The organism is Arthrobacter sp. DualSoilB13, assembly GCF_055389195.1.
Genome location: NZ_AP035865.1, coordinates 2,022,638 through 2,039,750, shown reverse-complemented (window position 1 = coordinate 2,039,750; position 17,113 = coordinate 2,022,638). Strand labels below are relative to the sequence as shown.

Below are 17,113 nucleotides of genomic sequence, written 5' to 3'. Positions count from 1 at the left end.
ATATCTCTATCTAACCCTGTTTCCCTGAGAGGAAGGAGTCACTGCTGTTAGGGGTAATGACAGGGACTCCCTCAGCGGGCCAAAGGATTTACCGTTGAAGCATGGACAATCGGACCGAGACGCGCGACTTCCTCTCCACCCGGAGGGCGAAGATCGCGCCCGAGCAAGCGGGACTGACCGTCTATGGCGGCAACCGCCGTGTACCGGGCCTACGTCGCGGCGAGGTGGCCATGCTGGCCGGCGTAAGCGTGGAGTACTACACCCGACTTGAGCGGGGAAACCTCGCGGGGGTCTCGGAGATCGTGCTGGAATCCCTGGCGAACGCACTCCAACTCGACGACGCCGAACGAGCCCACCTCTACGATCTCGCCCGGGCGGCGAGCGACGGCGGCAAGTCCCGCCGTCGACCGGTCCGGAAGCAGGCCATCCGGCCGGGCGTACAACTCACCTTGGATGCGATTAGCGGCTCGCCCGCTTTCATCCGCAACGGTCGCTTGGACCTCTTGGCAACGAACGCCCTGGGCCGGGCTTTGTATGCCGACATTTACGACAGCCCCTCCGGACCACCAAACCATGCACGATTCCTGTTCCTGGACCCTCGCAGCCACGATTTCTACACGGATTGGGAACGTGCCGCAAACGACACCGTGGCAATTATGCGGACCGAAGCCGGCATGGATCCCTACGACCGCGGCCTCAGCGACTTGGTGGGCGAGCTTTCCACCCGCAGCGAGGAGTTCCGGGTCCGCTGGGCATCGCACAATGTCCGCCAGCACTACTCCGGGAAAAAGCATTTCCGCCACCGAATAGTGGGCGACCTTCACTTGCTGTACGAAGCCCTAGAATTGTCGGCCGACGCCGGCATGACCTTGACGGTTTACAACGCCGAGCCCGGCACCGGCACGGACGACGCTTTGAAATTGCTGGCAAGCTGGGCAGCGACGGCTCTCACTGGCACTGATAACTCGGGGCTTGTCCGGGACATTCACTAGAAGTGAATGGGTCACTGACAAGAAGTGTGGACATCCGGAGGGATCGAGGCTGATCGTTTACCGACGCCGCATTGACCGCCCTCCTGTAGCCGCGAATAATGGGGGAAGCGCTTTCCAGCTTCGCCCCACCATGGAGACATCAACGTGAATCCTCAGCACGGCCTCAACTATGACTACTCACCGTGGACCTTCTGGAGTTCTGCTTCGGAAGCTGAACGCCAGGCGCAGGACGCCCACCACAAACGTTTGGTTAAACGTGCTGGAGCTAAAATTGGCGAGCGGGCCTTCCTGTCTCCCTTGGCGAACGTGGATCCCGACACGCTCTCCATCGGTGCTGATTCTTTCATCGCGGCCTACGCTTACATCACAGGCGCCATCACCCTGGGCGATGATTGCACCGTCAATGCTTTCAGCGTAGTCAGAGGCAACGTCACCATGGGCGACGGCGTGCGGATCGGTGCCCACACGTCCATCCTCGGTTTCAACCACTCCATGGATGCTTCTGAGCCTGTGTTTAAGCAGCCACTCACGAGTAAGGGCATCACCATAGGGGACGATGTCTGGATCGGTTCGAATGTTGTGGTTCTTGACGGCGTTACTGTGGGCTCGCACGCAGTGCTGGCCGCAGGAGCGGTGGTAACCAAGGATGTGCCGGAATGGTCGATTGTGGGTGGAAACCCTGCGCGCCGGATCAGGGACCGGCGAGAGGCAACAATCCCGGCTACGGCTGTTGAGGCGCCGTCCGACGACGCCTTGATGGCTGAGCTGGCTGCCTTCGCCAACGCTGCACGCGCCGATGCATCAGCCCTTCTTGGGCGGAGTTGGACCTCTGAAGCAGGCGGCGCTTACCGCGACCAGCCAGGTGCTGAGCCGACCGTCAGGGCCCATTGCGACGCGATTGAAATCGCGGACTTGCTGCTGGGTTCTGTCCCTCCGCAACTGTCACGGGACGAACACATGGCGCGGCTCCGGAAGCTCCAAGATCCCGTCACGGGCCTGGTTCCAGAGTTCGGGTCCGACGTCTACGGGGATTCAACAATCACCTTCGGCGCCGGTCCTGCCACCTACCATGTGCTTTCTGTCGGTTATGCCCTGGACCTCATCGGAAGTCGCTTCGAGCATCCGATCCACGCCATAGCTGACATGGATCCGGCAGCGGTAAGGTCTTCCCTGGATACTCTCCCGTGGCGTAACGAAGCATGGGGATCCGGTGCTTGGGTGGACGCATGGGGGACGGCTGCGTATTGGAACCTCGCGCAATCCCATCCCAATGCCACGGGTTCCCTCGAGGCTCTCTTCGGTTGGCTGCTGACAAGGGTCAGTTCCGCCTCGGGAACATGGGTCACCCCAACGGACGACAATCGATTGGAGGTAGTCAACGGTTGCTACCGACTGACGCGCGGCACCTTCGCCCAATTCGGCGTACCGATTCCTCACGTTGAGCGGCTGGTAGACACTGTTCTGGAGCATGCCGCGGACCCACGATACTTCTCCCCCGGCCGGCAGAACGCCTGCAACGTCCTGGACGTGGTGCACCCACTGTGGCTGGCGCTCAAGCAGACCACGCACCGCCGGGAGGATGCCCGGAATTGGGCACGGACTCAGCTCGGGCAGGCACTTGAACGGTGGGTGCCCGGCGAGGGGATGGCCTTTAGTGCTGAACCCTCAACCGGAGACGCGAACGTCCCCACGCTGCAGGGCACGGAGATGTGGCTGGCAATCATCTGGTACCTGGCCGACCTTCTTGGCTGCGCTGGAACGCTCGGATATCGGCCCCGGGGCGTCCACCGACCTGAACCTGCCCTTTCGCTGCCGACCCTATAGGCATCTCATCACCATGTTTTCCGCGATCGGCTACCCAACGAGGACCTCTGGTGTGAGCAGTGGTGGGGTTTTCCCCATAGCGTCGATTGGGTCTGATGGTGGTGAAGCCTTCGTGACAGGGTTGGGTTATGGAAGGCATTGGGCAGGTCGTGGCGCGGCGGGACGGTTCCCCCGGCGCCAGTGAGGTGCCTGGAATTGGCTCCCCCGTTTCCTCGGACATGCTTTCCCGGCCATCGGTGCGCAAGCCCTCGACGGCGGCAGGACCCGCCGCTGATCCCTCTTGGAACGCTGGGCTGCTTCTTGGATTCAAATCGTTGCATGGGCTTGGGGAACCAGGGCCGGAAGAAGTGCCCCCGTTGTTGCTCAAGCAGCCGTCCGGGCGCGGGGAATCCACCCCGACAGAAGAACCGGTGCCTGGTGTGCTGCACGAGCATTCGTCCGGGCGCGGGGAATCCACCCTGACAGAAGAACCAGCGGCCGGGTTGTCCGCGGAGTCCGCGGCGGCCGGTGCGGCGGTCCTGGAGGCCGTGCTCCTTGAGGGTGCTGCCGCAACTGATGCGCTGCGATCAATAGCGGCCGATGAGGTGCGGTTGTTGGGGTTTGTTGAGGCGGCTGATTTCGCGGGCAGGGTCGAGGAGATCTCCCGAAACGTGGAGTACTTGCAAGTTGTTGCTGCGCAGGCGGTGGAACGGTCCCGGAAGCAAGCACTGCAAGCTCGGCCGGGGGCGTCAGCGGCCGCACCGGAATGGCGGACCGGCTGGACCGAACACGTCCCGGATTCGAAGGTCACAGCTCCTGCCAGCGTCGTGGATGATGGGTACCGGAACACGGCGGAGTTCCTTCGGGCACGGTTGCGGATCGGTATCGCTGAAGCCCGGCGCAGGCTCGCCCTCGCTACCGAGGTCCTCCCCCACACCGGGATGACCGGCCAGGACGTCCCGGCCCGCCGCGAAGCCCTCGCCGACGCCCTCGCCTCCGGAGAGCTGCCCTCACGCTCGGCGTCGATCATCAGCACCGCCCTGGACAAAGTCCGGCACCTCGCCGATGAAGAAATGCTCACCCGGATGGAACACGCCCTCACCACCACCGCCATCGAAACCGACCCGGACTTCGTCACCAAAATGGCCCGACGCTGGACCGACCTGATAGACCACGACGGCCCCGAACCCACCGAAGAAGCACTCCGCCAACACCAAGGCGCGTTCCTACGCCGCCGACGCCGCTACGGACTCCACCACATCGAAATCTTCGCCACCGACGAACAATACGAAACCCTCACCACCACCATGAACACCGCCACCAACCCACGCCTCACCACCGCACCACCCGACACAGCACCCGCCAGCTCCCCCATTACCGGTGCCGGTCACGGACGAGCCAACGAAACCTCGCACGGTCACGGACGAACCAACGAAACCTCGCACGGTCACGGACGAACCAACGAAACCTCGCACGGTCACGGACCACACGCATCACCCGTGCACGCATCAACACCGCAGGCATCACCCGTGCACGCATCAGCAGTCTTCAGCCCGGCTTCCACAGACTCAGCTGGTAAGGACACCGCTGACGGCCCGGACCTGGACCGGCGTTCGAGGGCCCAGAAACTCCTCGACGGCCTCGTCGGTGCGTGCAGTGTCGCGATGAGCACCGGGAAGCTGCCCTCCAACGGCGGACTCCGACCCCAACTCACTGTCACCATCGACCACCGCGACCTCTTCACCCAGCTCACCGGGCCCGGCCACGCAGCCCAAAATAGAACAACCCGCCAAGCCGACCAATCCAGCGGCTCCGCCACGGCCCCGAACCAGCCAAACACGCCCAACCAACCCGGCACCGGCGCTTCGCGGTACCGGCCCAGCACAGGGACAGCGACGTTCCTGGGCCCGATCCACCCCACCACCATCCGCAAAATCGCCTGCGACGCCGACATCATCCCCGTCCTACTCGGCAGCGACTCCCGAATCCTGGACATCGGCCGCACCACCCGGATCTTCCCACCCCACATCCGCAAAGCCATCACCGCCCGCGACCAAGGCTGCACCTTCCCCGACTGCACCATGCCCGCACCCTGGTGCGAAGCCCACCACACCACCTACTGGTCCCACGGCGGCACCACAGGCACAGACAACGGCACCCTGCTCTGCAGCCACCACCACCACATCATCCACAAAGAACAATGGCGCATCGACATGACAACCGGCGCCCCCTGGTTCATCCCCCCACCCCACATCGACCCCCACCAAAGACCCCGACGCAACCACCACCACACACCCCAACGAACATAAACCCAACCCACAACAGCCCCACGCCAGCGACACAGTCCCGCGCCCGTGGACACATTCCCGCGCTGCGTCGCAGCCAGGCGCCCGTCGGCAGAACCGGGCGTTGGGCGACACATCCGGCTCTGCACACCCCGGCGGTCGCTGCACAGCTGCGCGCCCGTTGGTACATACCCGCGCTGGCGGCGCAGCCCGGCAAAACCCTGCGCCGGGTCCACCCGGTTCCGGCGCGCAATGCGTGCCCCTACCCCCTCGTTACAGGGGCCAGAGCAAGGGGCCGGCCGTACTAGTGTGAGGCCTCGTTCAACATGCCGTCTCCGTCGGGCTCGGAAAGGGAGGTTCACCAGTACCGAAACAGCTTTGCTGCCTCTTATGCGCCAGTGCGGAACTGCCAGGTTGAGGTCCGCTCAGACACCAACGACCGCATCTTGTAAAAGAATAAGGGCCTGAGCACGGCTCAATACCGTGCCCAGGCCCTCGCTTCTTGGTATCCCTGCCTATTGGGCAAGTCCGGCTTTCGGGGTCCAGTTCATATCCGCTTCCAGTTCATATCCGAGTCCGGTTCACTTCCTGGGACCCCGTGGCCGGGACCTCCTTCACTGTGACGTTAGCGGCCGCCTCCTCCGATGACCCCGGCTTCGACTGCTTTGGTTACTGCGTCAGCTTCGGCTTGCGTCAACTTGCCGTCAGTGACCGCTTTGTCGAGCTTGGTCTTCAGGGCGGCGGAACGTTCTGCCTGGCCTGCTGCGCGGATCTCTTCCAGGGCTGTGGTGACCTTGGATTCGTCAACAGCCAGCGATTCGGCGAGCGACTTCGCCAGGGCAGCGTCCTGTGCTGCGCGGTCCGGCTTGGTTCCTTCCGTTCCTTCTGCAGGAGGCGTGGTGGGCTTGTTCGCCTCACGGAACGCTTTCAAGGCTTCAGCGACTTTCGCTTCGTCCACGCCGAGCTTTGTGGCCAGTTCCGCGGCGATCTGGCCGCCGTCCCGCCCGTGTCCGTGACCGCCGGGCCTACCACCGCGATCTGACGGGGTGGTGGCGTCCGCGGATGACGTGGCACTGGGCGATGGTGTGGTGGCAGCTGTAGCGATGCTGGTTGCACCCAATCCTGCCCCCAGCGCCAGAGCTCCGGCCGCAAGTCCCAGTGTGATTCTCTTGGTTTTCGACATATGCCTCTCCTCAATGAGCCGTTGGTACGGCTTGTGTCTGAGGGACGGTCAATGGTTCCGTCCTCTTAACACGATGGGAGACCCACCACAGTCCAGGCTGTTCTGAACCTGTCATTCGGCTGTGAAAGTGAACGGGAGTCTGTGAGGGTTGCACCCAACGGACTTGCCCCTATCGGACGTTGCTCCTATGGGATATTGCCCTTATCGGAAACGGTCCAGAGCGTCCAGCAGTCTCTTGACCGATCCACCCAGGTTCCATTCTGTGGCCAACTGCTCAAGTTCTGTCCGCGCGTCTCCTGTGACGGGGCGCAGCTCAGCGCCAGCGTCTCGAAGTGTCGGGACGTCCAAATCACGCACAACATTCACGACGGCGGGCGCCACCTTGAGATAGTCAGCCGCCGCGGACAGCTTGGCCCGCACGGTAGCCGACAAACCGCCGTCGGGAGCTTCCGCAGCCTCAAGCAGTCCCTCCAGCGACCCATGGGCAGCAAGCAGCGACGCAGCCGTCTTTTCGCCGATGCCTGCGACGCCGGGGAGGCCGTCGGAGGCATCGCCGCGAAGTGTTGCGAAGTCGGCGTACTGCTGGGGCAGGACACGGTACTTGCCCACCACGACGACTTCGGTGAGAACTTCCAGGTTCTTCATACCGCGTGCTGTGTAAATGACGCGGACCTCTCGGTCATCATCGACAAGCTGGAAGAGGTCCCGGTCACCGGTGACCACGTCCGTCGGGATGGTTGCGTGGCTCGCGTAGGTTCCGATGACGTCGTCGGCCTCGTGTTGGTCGACGCCCACAACGGCGATCCCGGCGAGGTCCAGGACGTGTCGGATCATCGGGATTTGTGCCTCAAGAGGGTCCGGAACAACCTCCACATCCGGACCGTTGGGCACAATCTCCGCCACCCTGTGCTGCTTGTAGCTGGGGATGAGGTCCACGCGCCATTGCGGACGCCAATCATTGTCCCAACAGGCCACCAAGTGCGTGGCTTCGTAGTCGGTAGTGAGGCGGGCAATCATGTCCATCAATCCCCGCACTGCGTTCACAGGCGTCCCATCGGCTCGGCGAATGGAATCTGGCACGCCGTAGAAGGCACGGAAATACAAAGAGGCAGTGTCCAAGAGCATCAGTCGCGGCATACCTGATCCTGACATGCCCGTGACCTGATGCGCAGGAGGCAGCACGAGGTTCTGGCAGAAGAGACGCCAGGGACTTGAACCGGGATGTGAGCCGCATTACGATTATGTGAGCGATAATAGAACAGGTTGTTCTATTATCGAACATCGTTCTCTGTTATTGCCCACAAAGAAGTGAGGAAAGCCCGTGCAGTTTCATCACCACGGTTACGTATCCGGTGACCCGCGAGTTGAGCCGGCCGCCGGCGTAGGGATCGATCGTCCCGCCGAGCTTCCTGACGAGGTGGATGTTTTGATTGTGGGCACTGGCCCCGCGGGTATGCTCACGGCGGCGCAGCTCTCCCAGTTCCCGAACATCACTACGCGCATTATTGAGCGCCGTCCAGGGCGTTTGGCCATCGGTCAGGCGGACGGCATCCAGGCCCGCAGCGTGGAGACGTTCCAAGCGTTCGGATTTGCCGAGCGAATTATCGCGGAGGCCTACCGCATTACGGAGATGGCGTTCTGGAAACCGGACCCGGCCGATCACTCCCGCATTGTCCGGGCTGCCCGGGCCGTGGATGACCCGGCAGGGATCAGTGAGTTCCCGCACTTGATCGTGAACCAAGCCCGTGTCCTGGATTACTTCGCGGAGTTCATGGCCAACTCCCCCACACGAATGAAACCCGACTACGGCTATGAGTTTCAGGGCCTCAACGTCACCAGCGAAGGTGATTACCCGGTTGAGGTGACCTTGGGTCACACCTCAGGACCCAATGAAGGCCAGGAACGGGTCATCCGTGCCAAGTATGTTGTGGGTGCTGACGGTGCCCGCAGCAAGGTCCGTGAGTCGATCGGATGTCACCTGGCCGGCGATCAGGCGAACCATGCATGGGGTGTCATGGATGTGCTGGCAGTGACGGATTTCCCGGACATCCGCACCAAGTGCGCCATCCAGTCCGGCTCCGGTGGCAGCATCCTGCTGATCCCGCGCGAGGGCGGGCACCTGTTCCGCATGTATGTGGACCTGGGCGAAGTCAACCCTGAGGACAAGGGTGCAGTGCGAAAGACCACCATTGAGCAGATCATTCAGAAAGCTAATGACATCCTCCACCCGTACACTCTTGACGTCCGTAACGTCGCTTGGCATAGCGTTTACGAGGTAGGTCATCGGCTCACGGACAGGTTCGACGACGTTCTGCCGGAGGACCGCGGTACCCGCACCCCGAGGGTGTTCATCACCGGAGATGCGTGTCACACCCACAGTGCCAAAGCCGGGCAAGGCATGAACGTGTCCATGCAGGACGGCTTCAACATCGGCTGGAAACTCGGCCACGTCCTGGAAGGCCGCAGCCCCGAATCTCTTTTGGACACCTACTCGGCTGAACGGCAAGTGGTGGCGAAGAACCTCATTGACTTCGACAAGCAGTGGTCAACGCTGATGGCCAAGAAACCCGAGGAATTCGAAGACCCGGCGGAACTGGAAACCTTTTACACCAGCACTGCCGAGTTCCCTGCCGGTTTCATGACCCAATACGCGCCCTCGATGGTGGTTGCCGACGCACGGTACCAGGACCTTGCCACCGGCTTCCCCGTAGGAAAGCGCTTCAAATCAGCGCCCGTCCTTCGGGTCTGCGACACCAACCCCATGCACCTGGGCCACCACGCCAAAGCGGACGGCCGGTGGCGCATCTACGTTTTCGCCGACACCGCAGAGGCAGGAGCGCCGGGCCCGGTCGCTGACTTTGCCGAGTGGATCGCGAACTCGCCTGCTTCGCCGCTGGCCGCTACGCCGTCGGACGCTGACCGCGACGCCTGGTTCGACGTGAAGGTGGTCTACCAGCAGGACCACACCAAGGTGGACATCAATGCGGTACCCGCGGCCTTTAAGCCTACTGTTGGACCCTTCAGGCTGACCTATCTCGAAAAGGTGTTCGGCACCGACCCCAACAACGACATCTTCGAGCTGCGTGGCCTCAGCCGTGACGGAGTGGTGGTTGTGGTCCGCCCTGATCAGTACGTCGCCAACGTCCTGCCCCTGACCGCGACCAGCGAACTCGGTGAATTCTTCGCATCGCTTTTAGCCGTGGAGCGGAGTAAAGGTGTCCGAACCGAGCCGGGTTTGGTCAGTAACCAGGCCTAGCGAGCGAAGGGCAGTGCCGGGGAGCCGAGTGCCGGCTTCCCGGCAGTTCCAACGCCACACCCTCACCGCTGTTCTATAGTGTCGGAGCCGTCGGGCAGAATGTGAGGCATGGGGCGTTGGAGCGAAGAGACAGTCATTAACGCGGCCCCGGACTCCTCCTCACTGGCAGCAGCACGGAAGCTTGCGCATCCGGGTCCGTGGACGGACTGCGGCAGCAACGACGACCTTGTGTGGGGTAAGTGCCAAGGCAGCGGAAAAACGCCATACCAAGTGAGCGTAGACATTGTGGCGCCCGCCTACCGGTGCTCGTGTCCCAGCCGAAAATTCCCGTGCAAACATGCCTTGGCTCTGCTCCTGCTCTGGGCACGGGGCGAGGCGGCAGAGGCGGGAGCCGAGACCGCTGATTTCGCTAAGGAGTGGGCAGACCAACGGGCTGTTCGCGCCACGGTCAAAGAACGCCGGAATGCGGTGCAGCCCGCCGATCCGGAAGCGCAGGCAAAGCGTCTCACCGCCAGACTCGCCCTGATGGACGCGGGGGTCGACGATTTTTCGCGCTGGCTGACGGACCTTGTCCGCACTGGACTTGCCGCTGCCCGCAACCAGCCCTATTCATGGTGGGATGCCGTTGCAGCACGTTTGGTGGACTCCCAGCTTCCTGGTCTGGCCGAACAGGTACGGGACATGGCTTCCCAAGTCCACGGCAGGACCGACTGGGCTGACCATCTTCTACGCCACGCGGGCCGTTGGTGGGCCTTAACCAAGGCATGGTCAGGCAGGGACAACCTCACGCCGGAAGAATTCGCGGACGTCAAGGCTGCCCTCGGGTGGGCCACGGCGTCTGCCGATGTACAGGGCACTGAATCGCTGCCGGGTCCTTGGCTGGTTCTGGGAGCGCACCGGAGCGATGACGGACGCCTGCAGCAACAACGAACGTGGATACAAGGCCCGGACGGAACGGTAGTAGTGCTCCTCGATTTCGCCGCGCAGGGCCAAGGTTTGGCGGCGCCGCAACTTGCCGGGGCTCTGCTTGATGTCACAGTTGCCCGTTACCCCGGAACAACACCGCAGCGCGGGATGTTCACGGGCCCTGTCACTCCCTTGGACGTGGCTTCAAGCCTCGGCACGGGGCACAGTATTGTGCAAGCCCTTGAGCACGAGTCTGCCGCTGTTGCCCGTTCACCGTGGCGGACCAGGATTCCCGTGCTTTTGGACGAAGTCACGGTCAATTCCGAGGGAACCGGGTGGCTGCACGATCCGCACGGCGACGCACTCCCATTGGTGGACGCCCCGCTCGACTCGTTGCTGGCACTGACCGGTGGCCATGCTGCCAGTATTTTTGGTGAACTGGAAGATGGTCGAGTGCGTCCCCTGACCGTGGTGGTTGACGGAAGGGTGGTGACCCCATGATGTGGTTGGCGGAGCTGCGAACAGCAGCGCTGGTGGGTACCGGACGGCACGACGCCCCCCAACCGCCCGCCGAGCTGGGATTTCAAGCACCCGATGGACTGAGCCGGGAGGAATCCCTGTTGGATCAGGCCGCGCTGGCTGACATTGTGACCCGGGCGACGCGGACAGCCTCTGCCGCCTCCAGTGCAGGATTTCCTTCACCGGCGCCTGCTGACGCAGTGCCACAAGCCGGCGGAGAGGCCGCACGGCTGTTGGAACTTTTGCTGACCCAGGCACCTGTGGGTCCTGGCCTGAGGACCCAGCTGGTAGTGGATTGGCTGACGTTGGCTGAAGAAGCACGACGACGGGTCCCCCACCGGCTGCTGCCGGCGTTACTGACGTTGGCTGAGACTCAGTCCATTGTCTTCAGGCGTATGGAACCGGCAATTGGAACCCGCGGCCGGTGGATGCAGGAGATCAAAGGCCAGCCTTCTCAAGAGCCCGCAACCCAAAGTACTGGCCTCCGCGGCTCTGATGCTGCGGCAGGCTACGGACCGCTGAGAGGCCGTGATCCAGCAGCTGCACGCATACAACTTAGCGAGTGTTGGACGTCGCTCAGCGCCCGGGAACGGGCAGGCAATCTGGCGTTGTTCGCCGGAAACCTCCATGACAACGACGAAGCTCTGCTGGAGAAGGCCTTGGACGACAAAGCAAAAGGCGTACGGGACGTGGCACTCCGGCTCCTGGACCAGCTTCCCGGAAGTGCGCGTGCTGCTCGGATGGCCGCCAGGCTGAAGCCTTTGCTGCAGCTCAAAGGGCTCCTGAGCAAACGGCTGGAGATAGACCTCCCCCCGGACCCTGACAAGGAGGCTCTGCGGGACGGCGTTCCAGCGGACCCACGCAAGGGCGAACCGGACCGGATGGCACGGTTGGAGGCCATCGTCAGAGGGGCACCGCTGGACGTGTGGACGTCGGTAACAGGCCGTAACCGCCCGGCTACCGTTGCGCTGCTGCAGGACGAGCCCCGCGTCCTGAACGCGATGATCGCTGCAACTGCCGCCCGCAACGATGTTGAATGGGCCCGTGCGCTTCTTGGGGTCCTGACAGACAGGAGGCTGCTCGATTGCCTCCCTCCCGATGAGCGGGCACATTGGCTCGAGCGCCACGTCCGGGAAAGCAGTGACGAGCCACTGACACTGGCTCCACTCCTGCAAGACCTGCCGCAGCCGTGGTCCGTGCCGTTGGCAGAGTCGGTATTGACAGTGATTTCCGGCAAGGATGGGGGCCGTCTGGCCGTCATCCTGTCCGAAGGCCTGCCTACCGCGCTTCCACCGGAGGTCACCGAGCGTTGCCGGCAGCTTTTGGCACAGACTGACAAAGACGCTTCCAGGCGCCGTGTGCTGCGCGACGCTGTCCAATACCAATCATTCAAACAATCCCTGACGGAGGCTTTCCGATGACCGATACCCAGAACGCCACGGAGGTTCTTCGCGCGCACGCCGAAAACGCGTACGCCGATGAACTCAGCGCTTTGGACGCTGTTGACGACCGCCCCCGCCCACCCAGCTGGCGGCTCTCTCCCTGGGCTGTCACCACCTATATCCTGGGGGGTACGTTGGCCAACGGTGTTCAGATCAGCCCAAAGTATCTTGGCTCGGAACGCCTGGTGGAAATCGCCGTGGCGTCACTGGCCACAGACCGGGCCCTGCTGTTGCTGGGTGTGCCGGGAACCGCGAAGACCTGGCTTGGTGAACACCTCGCCGCAGCCATCTCCGGTTCATCCACGCTGGTAGTGCAGGGCACTGCGGGTACCCCTGAAGAGGCTCTGCGGTACGGCTGGAACTATGCCCGGTTGCTGGCCGATGGCCCGTCCCGCGCCGCCATGGTTGCCGGCCCGGTGATGCGCGCCATGGAGACCGGAAGCCTTGTGCGGGTTGAAGAACTGACCCGTATTCCTTCCGACGTGCAGGACTCCCTCATCACTATTCTCAGCGAGAAAACGTTGCCCATTCCTGAGCTCAACGAGGAAGTCCAGGCACGGAAGGGCTTCAACGTGATCGCCACCGCGAACAACCGCGATAAAGGCGTCAACGATCTCTCGTCCGCCCTTCGCCGCCGGTTCAACACGGTGATCCTGCCGCTCCCGGACAGCATCGACCAGGAGGTGGAGATCGTGACCACCCGTGTTCGTAGCTTGGGAGAGTCATTGGAGCTGCCCGCCGATTTGGCTGCACTTTCCGAGATCCGCCGAGTGGTTACCGTCATGCGCGAACTTCGGTCGGGGGTGACCCAGGACCAGCGGACCACCATCAAGTCCCCATCTGCCACATTGTCTACAGCAGAGGCCATTTCCGTGATGACCAATGGGTTGTCCCTGGCAGCACACTTCGGTGATGGCACGGTCCGGGCAGAGGATGTAGCCGCCAGTCTGGTGGGCGCGGTGATCAAGGACCCTGTGCAGGACCGTGTGATCTGGCAGGAATATCTGGAGACCGTTGTGCGGAACCGGCCTGACTGGAAAGACCTGTACCGGGCCTGCCGCGACCTCGAATCGTCCAACTGAAAGATGACAGACGTCCACGTTCTGGGGATCCGGCACCATGGTCCGGGCTCGGCCCATTCCGTCGCGGAAGCCCTTGCGACCCTTCGGCCTGATGTGGTGCTGGTGGAAGGGCCACCGGAGCTTGACCAGGTCATCCCGCTGATCACGGACCCGGACATGCTTCCCCCGGTCGCAGGCCTGATCTATGCGGTGGATGAGCCTCGCCTGGCGTCCTTCTACCCCATGGCCGCGTTCTCGCCCGAGTGGGTGGCAATCCGCTGGGCCTTGTCCACGGGTAAGCCCGTGCGTGCCATTGACCTGCCCGCCGCCCACACGTTCGCGCTCCGAGCAGCAGAGGAACGAGCAGCAGAGGAAGGAGCCGCACAGGAACGAACCGCACAGGAACGAACCGCACAGGAGCCAGCCTCGGCGGCTTCGGAGAAGGAAAAACCATTAGTTGCCACTTCCGACGACGGCGGCGAATATGCCGCCGTCGACGGTAAGCCTTCGGATGACATGGAGAACCCCCCGGCCGCCCCGCAGCAGGCGTACAGACCCGATGCGATTGGCATGTTGGCCGAAGCTGCGGGCTACAGCGACGCGGAACGATGGTGGGAAGACTCCGTGGAGCACCGCAACACGGACCCCGTTGAGCGCTTTGAAGCTCTCATCGAGGCGATCACGGTAATCCGGGCCATGGATCAGCGTCCCGCGGACCATCCTGACGTGCTGGAGAATAACCGCCGGGAAGCTGCCATGCGACGCTTCCTGCGGGCAGCCATGCGCGAAGGGCATGAACGCATCGCCGTGGTGTGCGGCGCCTATCACGCACCGGCCTTAGTGCCGTCGGGGTTCCCTTCGGTTTCCGCCGACAACAAAGTCCTCGCCGGTTTGCCGAAGGCCAAAGTGGCTGTCACGTGGGTTCCCTGGACATCGAACAGGCTTAGCTTGGCCAGCGGATACGGAGCAGGGGTCACTGCCCCGGGCTGGTACCAACACCTGTTCGCGCATTGGATGGCCAAGGACCCCGGGCAGGATGTTGCCACCACGTGGCTGGTCCGGGTAGCCCATGCGCTGCGTAAAGAGAATCTGGATGCATCCACGGCGTCCGTGGTGGAGGCCAGCAGGATGGCTACTGCGTTGGCAGCTGTTCGTGGGCGGCCCACCCCTGGCTTGCCGGAGCTGGACGATGCCGCGCAGACAGTCCTGTGCGATGGTTCGCCGCTGCCGCTGGCCTTGGTTCATCGCGAATTGACTGTTGGTCGCGAGCTAGGGAACGTCCCGGACTCCGTGCCCACCCTACCGTTGGCAGCGGACCTCGCCGCTACCCAGCGAAAGCTGCGCATGAAACCCAGTGCCATGGAAGAGGTCATGGTCCTGGACCTGCGCAAGCCGAACCAGTTGGCCCGTTCGGTCCTCCTGCACCGCCTGGAACTGCTGGGTGTGGCCTGGGGTCAGCTGACGGACGCCGGCAGGACTTCCGGCACCTTCAAAGAAGCATGGACCTTGCTGTGGAAACCAGAGTTGGCTGTCTCCTTGGTGGAAGCGAGCCGTTATGGCACCACTGTCGCCTCAGCCGCTGCTGCTTTTGTCTCTGAACAGGCGCAGGCAGCCGAAGGCCTGCCGGTTCTCAGCAGCTTGCTGGAAAGCTGTCTGCTGGCCGAGCTACCCGACGGAATTGCCGGCGTCGTGTCCGCTTTGGCTGAACGCACCGCCCTGCAGCAGGACGTTGCTCCCCTCTTGGAAACCATCGCGCCGTTGGCCCGCACATGCCGGTACGGCAACGTCCGTGGAGTAGACGTCAGTGATGTGGGGAAAATTCTGCAAGCCACGGTGATTCGCTCGTGCGTTGGACTGCCCACCGCCTGCGCCGGCCTTGATGATGAGGCCGCGGGTGTGATGCGCCGCGCGATCGACTCTGCACAGAATGGCTTGAGCTTACTGCCGGAACTGCCACTGGATGACTGGCATACGGCCCTCTCATCCGTGGCCAACTCTGACTCGATCCATGGCTCGGTGGCGGGCCGGGCCACCAGGCTCCTGTTGGATGCGGGCCTGGTGGAAGGAGACGACGTAGCATCACGCCTTAGCCGGCGCTTATCGATCGCTACCCCAGCCTCGGAAGCCGCAGCCTGGTTGGACGGCCTGCTGTCCGGCGACGCCACCTTGCTCATCCATGATCGGCGGCTTCTGCAGATCGTTGATGAGTGGGTGGAAGGAGTGCACGATGACGTTTTCGAGGACGTCTTGCCCTTGATCCGGCGGACTTTTTCCGCCTTCAGCAGGCCTGAGCGGCGCGAAATCGGCGAACAGTTAAGCCGGGTCGGTTCTACCGGCTACGCAGCAGACTCCTCTCCCATTGACCTGTTCGACGCCGGCCCTGCGCTGCAAACCATGGCAAGAATTCTGGGATGGAAGGCAATCGCATGAGCAACGATGCAGCTGTGACAGGTGACTCTGGCGCGCTGGAGGATTCCGCCGGGCCCGGGCGTGACCGGTTGAGCCGTTGGCGTTTGGTGCTGGGCGGGCATGATGCTGACGGCATCTCAACCGAGGAAGGGGTGCCGGTTCAACTGTCGGACGATGATGTCCGCCGTGATGAGGCCTTGGAAGAGCTCTATGGTGGCGGGTCGGCCCGGCGCGGAGGTCTAGGCTCGTCCAGTCCGCGGGTGGCCCGATGGCTTGGCGACATCCGCGGCTATTTTCCCTCCTCGGTGGTCCAGGTGATGCAGGCCGATGCCATGGACAGACTCGGCTTGAGGCAGTTGCTTCTGGAACCGGAAATGTTGCGAACTGTCCAACCGGACATCGGTTTGGTGAGCACCTTGGTGGGCCTGGGGCGGGTGATTCCGGAGGAGTCCCGGGAGACAGCCAGATCGGTCATTCGGCAGGTCACCAAAGAGCTGGAAGAACGGCTGCGCGCCAAAACAATTCAGGCAGTCTCCGGGGCGCTCAACCGTTCAGCACGGACCCGCCGTCCACGGCATAGGGATATCGACTGGAACAGGACCATTGCCGCCAACCTTAAGCACTATCAACCCGAGTACCGGACGGTGGTGCCCGAGCGGCTCCATGGACACGCACGGCGCAGCACCGAAATTCAGCGCGAGATCATTCTGTGCATTGACCAATCAGGCTCCATGGCCGAATCAGTGGTGTACTCCAGCGTCTTTGGAGCGGTCCTCAGTTCACTTAAGTCAGTAAGCACCCGGTTGGTGGTCTTTGACACCGAAGTGGTGGATCTGACCGAAGACCTGGACGATCCAGTGGACGTGCTGTTCGGCGTGCAACTGGGCGGTGGCACGGACATCAACCGGGCCCTCGCCTATTGCCAGGACCAGATCACCAAACCCGCCGAGACCATCCTTGTGCTCATCAGCGACCTCTACGAAGGTGGAATAGCGGAAGAGATGCTGCGTCGTGCCGCTTCCATTGTGGGTGGCGGGACCACCATGATCGCCCTGCTGGCTTTGAGCGACAGCGGTCACCCATCCTTCGACTCCAGCCACGCCGCAGCACTTGCGGGGATCGGTGTTCCTGCCTTCGCGTGCACGCCGGATCTGTTCCCGGACATGATGGCGGCAGCCATTGAGCGCCGGGATGTCAGCGAATGGGCAGCCTCCCAGGGCATCCCTACGAGTCACGAAAAGTAGCCCGCAACCACTG

Annotated in this window: 11 protein-coding genes; 9 read left to right on the top strand and 2 right to left on the bottom strand. The window is 62.9% G+C overall.

The genetic code is table 11. The features are described from left to right. The first annotated feature begins 101 nt into the window (after positions 1-101). The 3 genes from ACZ5J0_RS09330 (at position 102) to ACZ5J0_RS09320 (ending at position 5,104) form a co-directional block, all read left to right on the top strand. On the top strand, positions 102-992 hold the full coding sequence (locus ACZ5J0_RS09330; protein WP_464094649.1) for a helix-turn-helix transcriptional regulator: 891 nt from the start codon (positions 102-104) through the stop codon (positions 990-992). Between the two features lie 144 nt (positions 993-1,136). Then, positions 1,137-2,816 (top strand): acyltransferase, encoded by a 1,680-nt coding sequence (locus ACZ5J0_RS09325; protein WP_464094648.1) that lies wholly within the window; start codon positions 1,137-1,139, stop codon positions 2,814-2,816. Positions 2,817-2,944: 128 nt separating this feature from the next. Then, complete coding sequence (locus ACZ5J0_RS09320; RefSeq protein WP_464094647.1) at positions 2,945-5,104, top strand: HNH endonuclease signature motif containing protein; 2,160 nt, start codon at positions 2,945-2,947, stop codon at positions 5,102-5,104. Positions 5,105-5,705: 601 nt separating this feature from the next. Here the strand turns inward: ACZ5J0_RS09320 and ACZ5J0_RS09315 are convergent. Both ACZ5J0_RS09315 and ACZ5J0_RS09310 read right to left on the bottom strand, forming a co-directional pair. Further along, positions 5,706-6,263, bottom strand: a complete 558-nt coding sequence (locus ACZ5J0_RS09315) for a hypothetical protein (protein WP_166842127.1) — start codon at positions 6,261-6,263, stop codon at positions 5,706-5,708. A 201-nt stretch (positions 6,264-6,464) separates the two neighbouring features. Then, on the bottom strand, positions 6,465-7,415 hold the full coding sequence (locus tag ACZ5J0_RS09310) for a 5'-3' exonuclease (protein WP_166842126.1): 951 nt from the start codon (positions 7,413-7,415) through the stop codon (positions 6,465-6,467). A 169-nt stretch (positions 7,416-7,584) separates the two neighbouring features. On the opposite strand from ACZ5J0_RS09310, the gene ACZ5J0_RS09305 reads away from it, so the two are divergent. The 6 genes from ACZ5J0_RS09305 to ACZ5J0_RS09280 all read left to right on the top strand — a co-directional run bounded on the left by ACZ5J0_RS09305 (position 7,585) and on the right by ACZ5J0_RS09280 (position 17,100). After that, entirely contained in the window at positions 7,585-9,519 is a 1,935-nt protein-coding gene (locus ACZ5J0_RS09305) for an FAD-dependent monooxygenase (RefSeq protein ID WP_166842125.1), read from the top strand. Positions 9,520-9,627: 108 nt separating this feature from the next. Continuing rightward, on the top strand, positions 9,628-10,926 hold the full coding sequence (locus tag ACZ5J0_RS09300; protein ID WP_166842124.1) for an SWIM zinc finger family protein: 1,299 nt from the start codon (positions 9,628-9,630) through the stop codon (positions 10,924-10,926). After that, complete coding sequence (locus tag ACZ5J0_RS09295) at positions 10,923-12,365, top strand: DUF5691 domain-containing protein (RefSeq protein WP_464094646.1); 1,443 nt, start codon at positions 10,923-10,925, stop codon at positions 12,363-12,365. Before ACZ5J0_RS09300 ends, ACZ5J0_RS09295 begins: the two co-directional genes overlap by 4 nt. After that, positions 12,362-13,468: an ATP-binding protein gene (locus tag ACZ5J0_RS09290; protein ID WP_142939301.1), complete on the top strand. Its 1,107-nt coding sequence runs from the start codon at positions 12,362-12,364 to the stop codon at positions 13,466-13,468. Before ACZ5J0_RS09295 ends, ACZ5J0_RS09290 begins: the two co-directional genes overlap by 4 nt. A gap of 3 nt (positions 13,469-13,471) precedes the next feature. Then, positions 13,472-15,877 (top strand): DUF5682 family protein, encoded by a 2,406-nt coding sequence (locus ACZ5J0_RS09285; RefSeq protein ID WP_464094645.1) that lies wholly within the window; start codon positions 13,472-13,474, stop codon positions 15,875-15,877. Further along, entirely contained in the window at positions 15,874-17,100 is a 1,227-nt protein-coding gene (locus ACZ5J0_RS09280) for a VWA domain-containing protein (RefSeq protein WP_165450202.1), read from the top strand. Before ACZ5J0_RS09285 ends, ACZ5J0_RS09280 begins: the two co-directional genes overlap by 4 nt. Positions 17,101-17,113 lie beyond the last annotated feature (13 nt).